We start from the raw sequence: 14,314 nt of genomic DNA, 5'->3' as shown, positions 1-14,314 counted from the left end.
CATGGGACCTGAGGGGCTGACCGAGGCTGTCCGCAAGATGTCCGATCGTGGGGTCGACGAGCGTGCGATCACGGTCTTCGAGGACTACTGGCAGCAGCTCGCTGACGGTGCCGAGGGCGTCATCCGTGAGGAGGCCATCGAGCCGCTGTGCGATGTGCCCGAGCTGGCGGCCATCGAGGTCAGCGACGACGAGCGGCGGGCTGCCCTCGCGCAGGTCGCGGTGATCAAGCTCAACGGCGGGCTCGGCACGAGCATGGGCATGGCGGGCCCCAAGGCCGCGCTGGTGGCCCGAGACGGCCTGACCTTCCTCGACGTCATCGTGCGCCAGCTCATCGGGCTCGAGGAGCGGTACGGCTCACGGCCGCCGCTGATGCTGATGAACACCCCGCTCACCCGGGGTGCCTCCCTGGAGATCCTCGAGCGGTATCCGCACATGGCCGACCAGGACCTGCCGTTGGACTTCCTGCAGAACATGGAGCCCAAGCTCGACGCGCACACCCTCGCACCCGTGGCCTGGCCGGAGGACCCCGAGCTCGAGTGGTGCCCGCCCGGGCACGGTGACATCTACGTGGCCCTGGCCTCCTCGGGCCTGCTGGACCAGATGCGCGCCGCGGGCATCCGCTACGCCTTCATCTCCAACTCCGACAACCTCGGTGCCACCTGCGACCCCGACATCGCGGCCTGGTTGATGAGCGAGGGCATCCCCTTCGCCGCCGAGGTCGCGGAGCGAACTCTCAACGACCGCAAGGGTGGTCACGTGGCGGTGCGCAAGAGCGACGGCCGTCTCATCCTGCGCGAGTCGGCGATGGTCGTCGCCGAGGACCAGGACCTCTTCCAGGACACGACCCGTCACCAGTGGTTCAACACCAACAACCTGTGGGTGGGGCTCGACGAGCTCGACGCCCTGCTGCGCGAGCGCCAGGGGGTGCTCGGTCTGCCGATCATCGTCAACCGCAAGACGGTCGACCCCACCCTCCCGGACTCCCCGGCGGTGATCCAGATCGAGTCCGCGATGGGCACGGCCGTCGAGGCCTTCGAAGGGAGCGTCGCGCTGCGCGTGCCCCGCTCGCGCTTCCGCCCGGTCAAGACGACCAACGAGCTGCTGCTCTTGCGCAGCGACGTCTTCGCCCTCGACGACAGGTCGCAGATCGTCTCCCTCATCGACCACCCCGAGCCCCGGGTCAGCCTCGACGGGACCTACAAGTTCATGCGTGACTTCGACGCCCGCTTCCCCGCCGGGGTCCCATCGATGCGCGACTGCACCTCGTTGACCGTCTCGGGTGACGTGACCTTCGGCGCCGACGTGCAGGCCGTCGGTGACGTCGAGGTCGTGGCCGAGAGCCCGGCGAGCGTCGCCGACGGCACCCGGCTCGAGGGCCCGACCGTGCTGGCGCAGTGAGGCGCTCGCGAGGACCCGTCCTGTCCGGCTCGACCCCGGCAGGTGAGCTGGTCTCCCTTCGTCCACTGCGGGTGCGGGACCGGGCCGAGCTCGTCCGGCTGCGCACCCGCAGCGCTGACTGGCTGCGTCCCTGGGACCCGACGGTCCCGCCGGGCGGCGCGCCTCGGCGGGACATCGCCGCCGACTTCCGGGGGTACGTGCGGGCGCTCGACGCGGAGAGGCGGTCGGGGAGCGGGCTGAGCCTGGCCATCGTCGTCGACGACGCGATCGTCGGGATGGTCGCCGCGAGCAGCATCGTCGAGGGCGCGCTGCGCTCGGGGAGCATCGGCTACTGGGTCGGCCACGAGGTCGCCGGTCGAGGCATCGCGCCCACCGCCGTCGCTCTGCTCGGTGACCACCTCATGGACCCGAGCGGCCGTGCGCTGCACCGGATCCAGCTCGAGATCCGCCTCGACAACGCGCCCAGCCTCGCGGTCGCGGCCAAGCTCGGGCTGCGCGACGAGGGCATCCGTCGGGCCTACCTGCACATCGACGGGGCCTGGCGCGACCACCGGTCCTTCGCCGTCGTGACCGAGGAGATCGGTCCCGGAGGGCTGCTGGCACGACTTTCACACCAACAACATCAGCCACGCCCGCGACACACCGACCAGCCTGCGCCACCCTGAGGCTCCGGCCTCCTAGCGTGGGGCCCGTGCAGCCGAGCAGCCTCATCTTCGTCCTTGTCGTGGCGATCTGGGCTGTCTACCTGCTCCAGTACTGGATCAAGCGTCGTGACCACCTCTCCACCGTGCGGTCGGTCGACCGCTTCTCCGCAGCCATGCGGGTGCTCGACGACCACCGCCTGCGTCGCGAGACCGCTGAGCCCACCCCTCGCTCCTACTCGGTCGCGCCGGCCCGTGCCGCGCGGCCCGCGGTGACCGTCAAGCACGCCGAGGCCCCGCCCCGGGCGCGCATCGTCGAGCCCGTCGTCGGCGCCGACCGCCGGGTCCGTGGACTGACGCTCCTCACGATGCTCGTCCTGGCGCCCGTCGTCCTGCTCGTCGCGGCCTTCGGTCCGCTGCCGTGGTGGGTCGCCGCTGCGTGGCTCGTCGGGACGGTGGCTGCCTTCGGGTGGCTGCGTCAGGCGGTCACGGCGCAGCGTGAGGCACGTGGTCGTGAGCGGGTTGCCCAGCGGCGCACCGCCCAGGCGGCTGCCGCCCGCCCCGAGCGCAGCGAGCGTCCCGAGACCGTCGAGACCGCTGCACCGACTCCGGCCCCGCGTCGCAAGGCCGAGCGCATCTACGACGTCGCGTCGACCGCGCCGGCCGCCGAGGCCGTCGTGGACGAGGCTCCGGTCGAGGCCCGCCCGCTCGAGCCCGGCACGTGGGAGCCGACCCCGGTGCCCCGCCCGATGTACACGATGAAGGCGCGCGCCGACCGGCCCGAGCCGGCCCCGCAGCCGGCCGCTCCCGCGGCCGTGGACCCCGAGGTCCCCCAGGTCATCGACGTCGAGGACGAGGACCTGCCGGCCATCGCCGGCTGGGGCTGACCCTCCCTTCGCCTCCTCAGGCGTCGTGCGGCGGTGACTCGCGGTCGGGCCGCGCCAGCTCGTCGGCCGCCGTGATGTCTTCCGTGATCTCGGCGTGCTCGACGTCCGTCACGAGATCGGCCGAGTCCAGCACGTCCTCGGGCGTCGGTTCGAGCAGGTTGTGGCCCACCGCGTCGAGCACGGCCACGAGCGGGACGGCGGTCAGCGCCCCGATGATGCCGCCGACGAAGATGCCGGTCGCGATGCCCAGGATGACCGCGAGCGGGTGGACGCGGACGGCCCGCCCCAGGAGGAGGGGACCCTTGGCGACGAAGGCCAGCGCGACGGCGACGAAGCCCGACAGCAGGGCGCCGACGACCGGGATGAAGGACCCGATGAAGACGAGCAGGGCGATGCCGGAGGCGAAGGGGACGCCCAGGACGAGAGCCCCCAGACCGATGCCGAGGGCGTCGGTGCCGGCCACGAGGATCGTCGCGCGGGTGAAGGCCTTGAGCTGGTTCCAGGCGATCGCGCCGGAGGAGAGGACCTTGGCCCGGGCGCTGCGGGGGAAGAGCCGCACCATCCACGCCCGGATGCCGGGACCGTCGTGCGCTCGACTCCAGTCCTGCGGATTGTTGACCCGCGCCACCACGGTGTTATGGTTACCGTCGTTCTTGGGGCTGTGGCGCAGTTGGTAGCGCGTCTCGTTCGCAATGAGAAGGTCAGGGGTTCGATTCCCCTCAGCTCCACCACCGGGACACCCCGGCCGACCAGCGAAAACGCTGGAAACTCGGCCGGGGTTTCGCTTGTCATTCCGACCCCGCCTCGCGATGTGTCCCCCCGGTGCCCCCCGGCGCGGCATTGAGCCGGTCCAGACCCGCCCGGTCAGCGCCCGTGCCGAGGAAGTGCAGGTACCTGTTCGTCGTCGCGATGGACTCGTGACCCATCCACGCCTGCACCGTCCCGGGATCGACCCCACGACTCAGCCAGAGGCACGCCGCGGTGTGCCGCAGGTCGTGGATCCGGCGGCCGCGACCTGTCGTCGGCCAGCGGACCGAGCGGAGCACGGCAGAGCGGTGCAGCTGCGCCCCTCGCTCGGTCGTGAAGAGCAGATCCCCTTGGGCCTTGCCCTCCGACAGCCGCAGCACGATCGGCAGCACCCGGTTGGCCAAGGGCACTCGACGTGACCGCCGCCCCTTGGTGGCCTTCACCGCCTGACCCTCAGGCTGCGAGCGTCGGACGAGCAGACCGGGAGTCGGGACCTGCATGACGTCCTCGACCCGCATCGCCCGTGCTTCCGCCCAGCGCAAGCCCGTCCACGCCAGAACCAGCAGCAGGTCCGCGAGGTGCGGCGATGCCGTGGCCCATGCGGCGTGGACCTCCTCGAGGACCTCCTCCGTGAAGGGATCCATCTCCTCGACCTCGCCGGACTGCTTGGGCACGGTCATGCCGATGACCGGGTTGGCCAGGACGATCTTCTCGCGCACGCACCATGCGAAGAAGGAGGAGAGGCTGGCTCGGAAGCGTCGGACCGAGCTCTCGGCGAGACCGTCAGAGAGGAGGCTCTCGAAGGAGCGGGCGACCTCCCGACCCGAGACCGCTGACACGTGCAGCGCCAGCATGCTGGTCGGCATCAGCCGCAGCAGGTCCTGGTCTGCCCTGTAGGTCTTCGCGGCCACCGTCGTGCGCCGGACCTCGAGCCACTGCACCACGAGGACCCGGACCCGCTGCCGCCCCGCCCGTGGGTCGACCCCGCCGGACAGCGCCGCACGTTCGCGCGCCAGCCACGCCTTGGCCTCCCGCTGGGTGTCGAAGACACGGCTGGCGACGTTGACCCGTCCGCTCTTCAACTTCGCCCGGAAGCGCCCGTTCGGGGTCTTCTGGATGCTCACGCCGCCGCCTTCCTCAGCCACGCGTCGACGTCCTCACGGCGGTACCGCGGGATGAAGGGTGACAACCACGTCACGCGCGGCCCCTCCCCGGAGTGCCGCCAACGACACAGCGTCGACGGCGAGACCTGCACCGCTCGCGCCACGTCCTTGGTGGTCAGCAGCCGAGGAAGCTCGGCCTCGTCCGGTGTCGGTGTGCTCTGGTCCATGTCTTTCCCCTGTCTCTAGTGTCCACGTCGGGTGGTGCGTCGTTGGGCTTTCCACAGGTCGTATTCGCGGGAGCGGGCGGCGGTGGCCAGGGCGAGGGCTTCTTCGGTGTCGTCGCGCCAGCCGGTGCCGGCGTAGGTCCAGGACCCGATGACTTGGGTGGTGGTGTCGGCGTCGTCGGCCAGGAGGCGGGCTTCGAGATCGCGGATGTCGATGGGGGTGCCGGTGCGTCGGGACTGGGTGGCGAGTTCTTGCCAGCGTGATCGTGCGCGGCGTAGTGCTCCGAGGGTGATGGAGTAGCGGCGGGACTTGGTGCCGAAGTGTCCGCGGAAGCCGAGGCAACGCACCCATTTGTGCATGCGGCGGTAGTCGTGCTCGGGGGCGTGGAAGGCTGCGGCTCGCTGGGCCATCTGGCGGCATTGGTGTTGCAGCGCGGTGATGTGGGGCCGGTTTTGCCCGTGGCCGTGCAGGCTGCCGGAGTCCTTGGTGGAGTACTTGGCGAGGTATCCGGCGACTTGGTCGGGGGTCAGTGGGCCGGTGGGGTCGTCGGTGCGGGTCCCGGCGCGCACGGTGCGCACGTCGACCTGCGCGCCGAACGCGAGGATGCGGGGGGTGTCGTCGTGGTCGACGGGTTCGGCCAGGACGGTCACGGTCGGGACGACGTCGCGGACGAGGTCGGCGAGGTCGTGGCCGGTGAGGGTGGTCGGTGCGGGGGAGCCGGTGCCTGCGGTGGCGGGCCCATCGAGTCGGATGAGGGCGTGGAAGTGGATCAGTCCGCGGGTCTGGTACTCGGCGACCTTGGCGTACTGCACGGATGCGTGCTCGCTCAGGCGGACCTCAGGGACGTGCAGGTGGTGGGCGATGCTGCGGCGCAGCGCGATGGTGAAGCGTCGCCACAGCTCGGGGGCGTGCCATTGCCACATCACGGCCGAGGCGGTGTCGTGGCAGTCGGAGCACAGCGGGGACCCGTTGGCGTGGTCGTCTTCGTCGTGGACGAGCCCGCACCATGTAGGTCGTCCGTGGGGGCAGCGTGTCTGGTCGTCGCGGCGTCGTGGCCGGCAGGCGCGCCCGTGGCGGTGTCCGTGGACGGGCCCGAAGGAGGGGGCGGTGAGGGTGACGAAGAGCAGGGGGTTGTCCCGCACGTGTGCGGGGACGGTCTTGCCGCCGTTGATGCCGGCGTGGATCAGGGCGTAGGTGTCTCTGGCGTAGACGCGGGAGCAGGCGGGGCAGTCTGAGGCGCGGCGGTTGCCGCAGGGGCGGTGCAGGACGCCGAAGGGCAGGTCGCGGGTGTCGAAGGTGGAGAGGACTTGTCCGGTGGTGGTGTCGACTGTGGTCGTGGAGCCGGCCAGGCGGATGGGGTGGGCGCAGTTGCCGGTGCCGGCCAGGGCGTCGAAGAAGGCGTCCATGGTGCCGTCGGCGATGCGGGAGGAGAGTAGCTCGGGGGTGCCGGCGCGGGTGAGGGCTGGCACGTCGAGCGGGGCGTCTTCGCTGAAGCCGGGGAAGTGGTCCGTGGCGGCAAGGACGGGTGTGGTGTCGGTGTGCACGATCCCTCCCAACCAGAAGGGTGTGCCGCGTGAACGGTGATGCTGGCCTTGGGTTCACGCGGCACACCCGGACTGTGGGAAGTGCGGCAATGACGAGATGCGGAATCTTCCGGCGCCGCAAGGCCGCTCAACGCCGGACGCAACCACCACGATGGGGTGGGTGCAGGAGCGGATCAGTCGAGTGTGTGTAACGGCCATCTGTCATGCGAGCGCACTGGGCCCGAGGCTGGGGAGCCGACCCCCAAGGGAAATATCCCGTTCGTGTGTGTGTTGATCCGCACCAACAACTCTGCCGCCCCGAAATGGCTCCCGCATCTTTCAGAGCAAATTTCTGTTAACCGAATTGTTCCTCGGCCGGGCGGAAGCGTCCAAGAAGGTCTTGTCGGACGCAACACTTGGGGGCCCGTGCGGCGTTCGAGGGAGGAGAGGGGGTGAGATCCGTGTTCGACGAGAGCTTCGAGGACTTCATCGCCGTGCGTGGGCCGGAGCTGTTCCGGGTGGCTCTGGCGATGTGCGGGGACCCCGGACGGGCCGAAGACATCGTGCAGGACGTGTACGCCGTGGTCTATCCCCGGTGGGAGCGGATCGCGGCGCTGGAGCAGCCTTACGCCTACGTGCGGCGATCGGTCGTCAACCGCTTCCTCGCGCTGAACCGCCGGAGGGCCTCGACCGAGGTCGTGGGGCTGCACGAGGACCGTGCGGAGTCCACGGACGGCGGGCTGCCCCAGGTCGACGCCGCCCTGTCCGTGCTCGACCTGATCCAGCACCTGCCTCCGAGAGCACGGGCGATTCTCGCGCTGCGCTACCTCGACGACATGACCGACGCGGCCATCGCCGAGCTGCTGGAGATCAAGCGCGCCACGGTGGCGGCCACGGCCAGTCGGGCCCTGCGTCGCCTCGCCCAGGAGATGCCCGAGTTGAAGGGAGCCCATGATGATCGATGAGGAGCGACTGGCCCAGCGCCTCCGGGACGAGCTCGCCGCTGTCCCTGTCCCGAGGTCGGTCACGACGCCACCGCGCCGGAAAGTCTCTCCGCGCCGGGGGGTGTGGGTGGCGGCCGTGGCGTCACTAGCGGCCTCCGTGGCCGCGGTCCTCGTCGGAGTCACCCTCTGGCCGGGCAGCACGCAGGACGCGGCAGCACCGAACGGTGGCCTGCCGTGGCAGACCCGCGACGGTGAGATGCTCGTGCGCTGCGGGTCGAGTGGGACTCCGTTCGCGCCCTCCATCGTCGACGAAGGGGGGCTGGACCTTACCGCGGGCGAGCGTAGCGGGGTGGACTCCGCCCTCGACCGGCTGCGTGACAGCGCCGGGATCGACGCTCCGAAGGCTCTGCAGGAGACCGAGGGGAAGGTCGGTTGGGTAGCCGTCGCCCGGGGGACCTCCCCGGACCGCGTGCTCACGGTCCTGCTCCCGGAGACGAAGGGCGGCTCCGTGCGGCTGGCGACCGCTCAGCTGGTCGAGCTCGACGACTCGCTCGGCTCCCTTCGGACGGGGAGCTGGGGCGGCGGATGTGGCGCCGAGCCCGCACCTAATGGCGCAGGAGTGTGGGCCAACGTCGTCGCCGCGGCCGTGCCCGACCCGTCAGCCGACACGATCCGTGTGGAGCTCTCCGAGACGGAGTGCTCCTCCGGGGATCTCGACAAGCGGCTGGGCGAGCCGTACCTCGTGGAGACGGAGGAGGCGGTGACCGTCTACTGGCCCGCGCAGGCCGTGTCAGGCGGTGCCTTGTGCATGGGCCACCCGACCGTGAAGCGAACGGTCACCCTCGCCCGGCCTCTGGGCGATCGCGAGCTGCTCGACGGCAGCCGGTATCCCGCACGTCGGGTGCAATGAACTCGGGAACCCGGACGCACTGAACGCCGACCGCGCCCGATCCTCGCTTCTACACCCTGAAGGCTTCACCGGATCCGTTCACCAGGTGACGGCCGTCATGCCCGGCAGCGCCGCTCACTTCCGACAGGCTGTGGGCAACGAGCAGGTGGACTCATTGATCGTGAGGACTTTCTTTACTGACTCAAGGCGGGCCTTCGGCCCGCGCCCGGCCGGCCGACTTCGGCCGCTCCGGTGGGGACCCCCGCGCTCCGGGCTCGTGCCTCGCCCTGCGCGCACCCCACCTGCGCGCCCTTCGCCGCCGGCCGAACACAAGCAAGGGCACCCGGTGCTCCCCACACCGAGTGCCCTCATCTATGAACCGCCGACCCGCCGCTACACCCTCCGACCTCCACGGCCACGGCTCAAGCGGCCCGCGCTCACCGCAACAGGGACGCGCTCCGCGCCTGCGCACCACACGTGACCGAGCCTCCTGGCCGCTTGCCCCGCACCCGCTCCGGTCGGCTCTGCTCCGCTATCGGGACGGCGGTTCTCCGTGCCCCCCTGGTGCCCCCCGACGCTGCGAACCGAGGCGTCGATGGCACGTATGCACTTCTGCGAGTGGCGGATTCCCGGGGCGACGAGACCGCAGCGCGCCTTCGCAATGAGAAGGTCAGGGGTTCGATTCCCCTCAGCTCCACCACCGAAGGCCCCCGCTACGGCGGGGGCCTTCATCGTTGCTTGGGCGACCGCGGGTACATCCCCGGCCGGTGCCCGAAAGCGGCTCAGCCGACGCCCGGTGCGCCGAAGTACGCGTCGTCCCGTGTCCCGACCCGTCGAGCCGTCGTCAAGTGCCCGCCGAGGTAGGCGCCGACGCCGGAGATGCCGGCTCCCATGAGCGCCAGTCGCGCCCCGCGCTCGTCGTGGCCCGCACGTCGGGCGAACCACGACGAGGCGTAGGCGCCGACGGTGACGGCATTGGTCACGGCGTGGACGAGACCCACCCGCTTGTCCCGCGGCCCCGCCTCCGACCACTGCGCCCACCCGGTCCAGGCGGTCGGCCCGAAGGCCAGGAGCCCGGTGGCGACCAAGGTCCGCGCCGGTGCCGCCCACTGGCCGCGACCGGTCACGTCGAGGATGCTCGCCGACAGCCACGTCCCGAGGACGACGTCGGTCAGGGCCGGGTGGAGCGCGTGACCGAGCCAGTCACCGCGCAGTACCGCTCCTCTCGTCCCGGATCCGAAGAGGGTGCGGATGTGCGGCTCCAGCGCCTCGACGGCCGGGTCGAGCGCGGCGGCATCCTCGAGGCGTCGGGTCACGTGCACGAGCGCGGGTGCTGAGGTGGCTTCCATGGTGGTCTCCTCGACCGGTCGGGCGTCGCGATGGCGCGGGCAGGCTCCCTTCCACCTTGCTCCGACGAGTGGGTGAGCGCAAGCACCCGACCGTGCCACAGTGACCTGGTGGACGAGACCCTCTCGAGCAGCGCTGCCCAGCGCCTGCGCGACGCCGCACTGACCTACGCGCCTGTGGGTGGCACGCGGACCGGTGAGGTCCCGAGCGGGTTCGCCACCTTCAGCCGCACCCGCACCGTGGGCGAGGGGCAGGAGCGCTTCGAGGTGGCAGCTCGTGGTCTCCTGCGCTGGGAGATGCACCGTCGGGCGGGCCTGAGAGTGCAGGCTTCCCACGGGCACGTGACGGCAGGCGCGGTGGCCGTCTTGCGCTTGGGAGTCGGCAGAGTGGCTCTTGCTGCACCGGTTCGCGTCGTGCACGTCGTGGACGAGCCGCGACGCCAGGGGTTCGCCTACGGCACCCTCCCGGGCCACCCCGAGAGCGGCGAGGAGTCCTTCGTGCTCGAGCTGCAGCCGGGCGGCTCGGTGGACTTCACCATCACCGCCTTCTCACGTCCGGCGACGTGGTTGGCCCGTGCCGCAGGCCCGGTGGGGCGCCGCGTCCAGTCGTCGATCACCGACCGGTACCTGCGGTCGGTCTGATCGGACGAAGGGGGTGACGGGCGCCCCCTTCGGCAGTAGCGTCGATCTCCACCCAGACCCAGGAGACGACCATGCGCCAGGTGACCTACTCGATGGGCTCCACGCTCGACGGCTACGTCGTCGGGCCGGACGGCGGCTTCGACTGGTCCGTCCCCGACGAGGAGGTCTTCGCCCAGCACCTCCACGACCTGCGGGGGACGAGCGTGCACCTGCTGGGCCGGCGGCTCCACGAGACGATGCTCTTCTGGGAGAGCGACGGCCCGGACCTCGACCCCGCGGAGCTGGAGTGGGGACGGAGGTGGCGCGCGCTGCCCAAGGTCGTCTTCTCCACCACCCTCACCGAGGTCACCGGCAGCAACACCCGCCTGGCCGAGGGGGGCCTCGCCGAGGAGATCGAGCGACTGCGCTCCGAGTCCGACACGGGCGAGATCGCCGTCGGCGGCGCCGAGCTCGCCGCCGAGGCCGCCGAGCTCGACCTCATCGACGAGTACCGACTCTTCGTCCACCCCGTGCTGGTCGGTGGTGGCCGCACCTTCTTCCCCGAGCTCGAGCGGCAGGTGTCGCTCGAGCTGGTCTCCAGCAGGGCCTTCGGGTCGGGGGTCGTCGCCTCCCGCTACCGCGTGGTGCGCTGACCCCCGACCCCGGCTGACCTCAGGCTCGGCGGCGGCCCCTCAGCGCCAGAGCGGCGCCGGCGAGGGCGACGACGAGCGCGAGCCCGCCGAGCACCCGCGTGAGCATGTCGGAGGAGTCAGCCGCGGCGGCCTGGGTTGTGGGAGTGGCCGTCTCGCTCCCTTCGTCAGCGGTGGCGTGGTGGCCACCCTCTTCGGCTGCCGTGACCTCGAAGCTCGGCGCCGGGTGCTCCGGCTCCTCGCCGCCGGCCTCGGCCACATCGGACCAGTCGGACACCTCACCGTCGGAGTAGGTCTGCTTCGCGGCGAGGGTGAGCGTGCTGGGCGCCGGGAGCGGTCCCGCGCTGATCGCGAACTCCGTGTCCGACTCGTTGGGCACGCGGAAGGTCAGCGCCGCGTAGCCGCCGGATGCGGTGGCGTCGGGCATGACCCGTCCTTAGAGGAGTGGGTGAGCTGGAGAGGCCTCCCGCCGCACCCCGACGAAGGGGGTGGGTCAGGCGGCCGTGGGGGCGTGGCCGAGCGAGGGGCCGCGTTGGCCGACACCACCGAGGACCACGACGGTGCGGGTCGGTTCGCCCCCTCTGGAGGGGGCGAACGCCTGACCCACCACGAGGAGCAGAACGGGAGCGGCGGGCAGCCTCGGCCAGAGCAGCTGGGCAATGCGCCAGATCGCGTCCTCGCGGTGCAGCGTGGGCAGCTTGGTGGTGATGTCGGTCCAGCCTGTTGGACTCGGCCTCCGCGCATGGGGGGTACCGAGTGGCCCGCCGGACCTAGAGCGTCACCGCGCCGGCGATCGGGGCGGCGACGTCACGGCTCGAGCGGTGGCTGCGACGGCAGCATCGACACCTGTCAGACGGTGACTGGTCCGCGCTGACCCGGCGAGGAACTCCAGGACGAGGAGTGTCGGGCTGTGGGCGGGAGGCAGCCAGTACACGGGGTGATGGGTGCGCCACCCGAGGCGGGCGAGCACGTCGCTGATCTCGCTCGCCCAGCCCGCGGCCGGCACGCCACTGCCGACCACTGCCAGGGCGAGCCACCCGGCGTCGTGGTCGATGTCCTTGGTGCCGAGCGGCAACCGCGAGACGATGTGCTGCCAGAGCGCGCGGCCGTTGTCGCGCACGCGCGCGCCGGCCACGGTCGGGGCCAGCCGGCCCTTGCGCACGGTGACCAGACCCATGGCGCGAGCCGTGGTGCGCACCTGATGCACCGGCCACGTGAGATCTTCCCGGTTCGCCTTCCCGATCCACCACTCGGCCACGCCAGTGCGTTCGGCGAGTGTCTCGACCATTGCCGGTGGAAGGTACCCCGCCTGGGTGAGCTTCACCCCTTCGCCGATGGTCTCGAGGAAGATGCGATAGGTCTCGGTCAGACGCGCGGCGTCCTCGTCGCTGATCCCTACCGGCTCGTGCGCCGCGGGACGCGAGAGCAGAAGCCGCAGGCTCGGGTCGCCCTGCTGGTGGAGCCGCTCGACCATGGCGCCGAGCCGCTCGGTCACCGCCGCGGGCCCGGCACTGACGATCGCCAGCGCGTCATCTGCCTCGTTGAGATCGAACGCGTCGGGGTGCCAGTCCGGCGGCAGCCACATGTGGGCCTGCGTGGAGTCCTCGAAGACGGGCGGCAGGAGTGCGTCGTCATGACCACTGCGGACCCACTGCGCCAGCTGGTCGTGACCGCCGATGCCGCCGCAGTCCTCGGGAGGACAGGCCAAGCGACCTCCCGTGCACCGTGGGCGCGAAGGGGGTGCGTCCAGGACCTCCTCGACCGTGAGTACGTGGTCCCAGTCGTCCCCGAAGTCGTACTCGTACCCGAGCCGGTCACCCTTGGCGGCCACAAGCTGGTCCAGGCGCACGTCGTCCTCCAGCACGCCGTCCTCGCCCTCGGTGAGGTCGAAGCCGGTGACGAAGTACGGCGACCGGCGATCGACACCGGTGCGGAACCGGTGCAGGTGGCTGTCGGTCCACCCCATGGCTGCCTGGATCACTTCGTGCAGACCGGGCAGCGTCAGATCGCCGGGCAGCTCGAGGCGCCGCCACACCGGGGGTTTGGTGCCGCGCAGATCGAGGCGGACCCGGAAGCCCCGGGTGATGTCCGGAACCGCGAGCATCTCCGGTCGGGGCTCCTCCAACAGGTCCCCCATCGGGGGCGGGCCGGTTTTGAGCAGCGCCGAGAGCAGGACGTGGTGCTCGGCGGGGGGTGATGCGCCCGCCAGCAACTGCTCGACCAGCGCCTTCGCGTCGTCCTCGTCAGTCATCCGCCCAGTCAATCACTTGGTGGACGACGTCAAAAGCGCGGTGGTCACCCGCGGTCGGACCGGAAGCGCCGGGGCCGAGCGGGCAGGTGCTCGACGGCGACCGTGAGCGGCCGCCACGCGATCCCGGGTACCCACCGGATCGGTGCGTACGGGTCGGCCGCGTGGTTCCAGGCAACCTCGAGGTCGTCCGCGATGAGGGCGCCGTCGGCAGGGTGCGTCCTGGATGCCAGCTCACGCAGCCGCTCGACGTGGGTGAGTTTGACCGTGGATGACCACGTGATCACACCCCGGTTGCTGGACTTGTCCGCCACCTCGGACGTGATCTCCATGATGCGGAAGGCGCCGGCCTCCATCAGGTCGTGCTGACCGTCGGTGGCCCAGATCAGCCCGGCGATGGTGTCGACCGGGCTGCCCGGCGCTTCCTCGGGAGCCGGACCGACAGCCTCCCCGTCCGGGACAGGGCCGAGGTCGACGGTGTTCCGTTCCGCCTCCTTCGCCCCGCGAGCGACGGCGGCCGCGTCGAGGATGGTGACCTCGACGGTCACCCTGCGTCTCCAGGTCTCACGGTTCCGTCCGCGGTGAGGGCTTGGGCGCGGCACCCGTGGCTCGAGTTGCGGCATGTCGAACAGGCTGTCGACGACGGGGACCGCGACGGGCAGCGAAACATCGGACTCGGTGAGCTCGCCCTGCTGCCCGGTGCTGGCGAGGGGCAGCTGCTCCCACTGCAGGCGGATGGCGGGGGTCGTCGAGAGCGACTCGAAGGCCGCCTCGGCAGCCTCCTGGAGGCCGTCCGCGACGTCCTCCCCTCCGGAGACCAGATCCAGCACCCGGCTCGTCGCCCCGGCCAGCTCCGGCCGCGGGATCGCGGCCCAGCCACCGCGTCCGCGCATGCCCTGGTCGTCCGCCGGCAGGTCGTCGAGGAAGCGGGCGACGGCCGCGGAGGCGACGGCCGCGTCGTCGTGGTCCACGCGCAGCCGGAGGGACGCGACGGGACCCTCCAGATCGGTGCCCCAGAGCCACTCGAGGTCGACGCGCCACGGGGCCGGGCGCGGGTCGTGCGAGTCCATGCGGACCAGCCTTGCACAGGG

Annotated in this window: 15 protein-coding genes and 1 tRNA gene; 8 read left to right on the top strand and 8 right to left on the bottom strand. The window is 71.3% G+C overall.

Annotated elements, in window-relative coordinates; translation table 11 throughout:
* Position 1: 1 nt before the first annotated feature.
* From EXU32_RS12885 to EXU32_RS12875, 3 genes are read left to right on the top strand one after another with little or no spacing between them, the layout of a single operon-like run.
* Entirely contained in the window at positions 2 to 1,399 is a 1,398-nt protein-coding gene (locus EXU32_RS12885) for a UTP--glucose-1-phosphate uridylyltransferase (RefSeq protein WP_130630266.1), read from the top strand.
* Entirely contained in the window at positions 1,396 to 2,064 is a 669-nt protein-coding gene (locus tag EXU32_RS12880; RefSeq protein ID WP_242612787.1) for a GNAT family N-acetyltransferase, read from the top strand. The genes EXU32_RS12885 and EXU32_RS12880 overlap by 4 nt, the downstream gene beginning before the upstream one ends.
* A 26-nt stretch (positions 2,065 to 2,090) precedes the next feature.
* Positions 2,091 to 2,927, top strand: a complete 837-nt coding sequence (locus EXU32_RS12875; RefSeq protein WP_130630265.1) for a hypothetical protein — start codon at positions 2,091 to 2,093, stop codon at positions 2,925 to 2,927.
* A gap of 16 nt (positions 2,928 to 2,943) precedes the next feature.
* On the opposite strand, the gene EXU32_RS12870 is transcribed toward EXU32_RS12875, so the two are convergent.
* The gene (locus EXU32_RS12870; protein WP_130630264.1) at positions 2,944 to 3,558 is read right to left on the bottom strand and encodes an AI-2E family transporter; all 615 of its coding nucleotides are present in this window, start codon (positions 3,556 to 3,558) and stop codon (positions 2,944 to 2,946) included.
* 24 nt (positions 3,559 to 3,582) lie between these two features.
* On the opposite strand from EXU32_RS12870, the gene EXU32_RS12865 reads away from it, so the two are divergent.
* Positions 3,583 to 3,658 (top strand) — tRNA-Ala (locus tag EXU32_RS12865).
* Between the two features lie 57 nt (positions 3,659 to 3,715).
* Here EXU32_RS12865 and EXU32_RS12860 read toward each other — a convergent pair.
* From EXU32_RS12860 to EXU32_RS12850, 3 genes are read right to left on the bottom strand one after another with little or no spacing between them, the layout of a single operon-like run.
* Positions 3,716 to 4,798 carry a tyrosine-type recombinase/integrase gene (locus EXU32_RS12860; protein WP_130630263.1) on the bottom strand — a complete coding sequence of 361 codons (1,083 nt, stop codon included), beginning with the start codon at positions 4,796 to 4,798 and terminating at the stop codon, positions 3,716 to 3,718.
* On the bottom strand, positions 4,795 to 5,004 hold the full coding sequence (locus EXU32_RS12855; protein WP_084451355.1) for a helix-turn-helix transcriptional regulator: 210 nt from the start codon (positions 5,002 to 5,004) through the stop codon (positions 4,795 to 4,797). Before EXU32_RS12855 ends, EXU32_RS12860 begins: the two co-directional genes overlap by 4 nt.
* Positions 5,005 to 5,019: 15 nt before the next feature.
* A complete protein-coding gene (locus EXU32_RS12850) occupies positions 5,020 to 6,546 on the bottom strand; it encodes a replication initiator (protein WP_130630262.1) in 1,527 nt (508 codons plus the stop codon).
* Positions 6,547 to 6,977: 431 nt separating this feature from the next.
* On the opposite strand from EXU32_RS12850, the gene EXU32_RS12845 reads away from it, so the two are divergent.
* Both EXU32_RS12845 and EXU32_RS12840 read left to right on the top strand, forming a co-directional pair.
* Complete coding sequence (locus EXU32_RS12845; protein ID WP_165399671.1) at positions 6,978 to 7,490, top strand: sigma-70 family RNA polymerase sigma factor; 513 nt, start codon at positions 6,978 to 6,980, stop codon at positions 7,488 to 7,490.
* A 115-nt stretch (positions 7,491 to 7,605) separates the two neighbouring features.
* The gene (locus EXU32_RS12840) at positions 7,606 to 8,379 is read left to right on the top strand and encodes a hypothetical protein (protein WP_130630260.1); all 774 of its coding nucleotides are present in this window, start codon (positions 7,606 to 7,608) and stop codon (positions 8,377 to 8,379) included.
* 761 nt (positions 8,380 to 9,140) lie between these two features.
* Here the strand turns inward: EXU32_RS12840 and EXU32_RS12835 are convergent.
* Positions 9,141 to 9,707 carry a DUF2231 domain-containing protein gene (locus tag EXU32_RS12835; RefSeq protein ID WP_130630259.1) on the bottom strand — a complete coding sequence of 189 codons (567 nt, stop codon included), beginning with the start codon at positions 9,705 to 9,707 and terminating at the stop codon, positions 9,141 to 9,143.
* A 108-nt stretch (positions 9,708 to 9,815) separates the two neighbouring features.
* Here EXU32_RS12835 and EXU32_RS12830 point away from each other — a divergent pair, with 108 nt between their 5' ends.
* Together EXU32_RS12830 and EXU32_RS12825 are read left to right on the top strand one after the other, a co-directional pair.
* Positions 9,816 to 10,346 carry a DUF1990 family protein gene (locus tag EXU32_RS12830; protein ID WP_242612786.1) on the top strand — a complete coding sequence of 177 codons (531 nt, stop codon included), beginning with the start codon at positions 9,816 to 9,818 and terminating at the stop codon, positions 10,344 to 10,346.
* 71 nt (positions 10,347 to 10,417) lie between these two features.
* Positions 10,418 to 10,978, top strand: a complete 561-nt coding sequence (locus tag EXU32_RS12825) for a dihydrofolate reductase family protein (protein WP_130630257.1) — start codon at positions 10,418 to 10,420, stop codon at positions 10,976 to 10,978.
* A 19-nt stretch (positions 10,979 to 10,997) separates the two neighbouring features.
* On the opposite strand, the gene EXU32_RS12820 is transcribed toward EXU32_RS12825, so the two are convergent.
* The 3 genes from EXU32_RS12820 to EXU32_RS12810 all read right to left on the bottom strand — a co-directional run bounded on the left by EXU32_RS12820 (position 10,998) and on the right by EXU32_RS12810 (position 14,293).
* The gene (locus EXU32_RS12820) at positions 10,998 to 11,402 is read right to left on the bottom strand and encodes a DUF1775 domain-containing protein (RefSeq protein WP_130630256.1); all 405 of its coding nucleotides are present in this window, start codon (positions 11,400 to 11,402) and stop codon (positions 10,998 to 11,000) included.
* Between the two features lie 351 nt (positions 11,403 to 11,753).
* Positions 11,754 to 13,226, bottom strand: coding sequence for a plasmid pRiA4b ORF-3 family protein (locus tag EXU32_RS12815; protein WP_130630255.1), 1,473 nt, complete (start codon positions 13,224 to 13,226; stop codon positions 11,754 to 11,756).
* 44 nt (positions 13,227 to 13,270) lie between these two features.
* Positions 13,271 to 14,293: a hypothetical protein gene (locus EXU32_RS12810; protein ID WP_130630254.1), complete on the bottom strand. Its 1,023-nt coding sequence runs from the start codon at positions 14,291 to 14,293 to the stop codon at positions 13,271 to 13,273.
* Positions 14,294 to 14,314: the final 21 nt, after the last annotated feature.

Source organism: Janibacter limosus (assembly GCF_004295485.1).
Taxonomy (GTDB): domain Bacteria; phylum Actinomycetota; class Actinomycetes; order Actinomycetales; family Dermatophilaceae; genus Janibacter; species Janibacter limosus_A.
This window is presented reverse-complemented; position numbering and strand designations above follow the sequence as displayed.

Excerpts from the sequence above, each read along its gene's own strand:
- EXU32_RS12820 (WP_130630256.1), bottom strand. The coding sequence starts at position 11,402 with ATGCCCGACGCCACCGCATCCGGCGGCTACGCGGCGCTGACCTTCCGC.
- EXU32_RS12825 (WP_130630257.1), top strand. The coding sequence starts at position 10,418 with ATGCGCCAGGTGACCTACTCGATGGGCTCCACGCTCGACGGCTACGTC.
- EXU32_RS12885 (WP_130630266.1), top strand. The coding sequence starts at position 2 with ATGGGACCTGAGGGGCTGACCGAGGCTGTCCGCAAGATGTCCGATCGT.
- EXU32_RS12855 (WP_084451355.1), bottom strand. The coding sequence starts at position 5,004 with ATGGACCAGAGCACACCGACACCGGACGAGGCCGAGCTTCCTCGGCTG.
- EXU32_RS12815 (WP_130630255.1), bottom strand. The coding sequence starts at position 13,226 with ATGACTGACGAGGACGACGCGAAGGCGCTGGTCGAGCAGTTGCTGGCG.
- EXU32_RS12835 (WP_130630259.1), bottom strand. The coding sequence starts at position 9,707 with ATGGAAGCCACCTCAGCACCCGCGCTCGTGCACGTGACCCGACGCCTC.
- EXU32_RS12810 (WP_130630254.1), bottom strand. The coding sequence starts at position 14,293 with ATGGACTCGCACGACCCGCGCCCGGCCCCGTGGCGCGTCGACCTCGAG.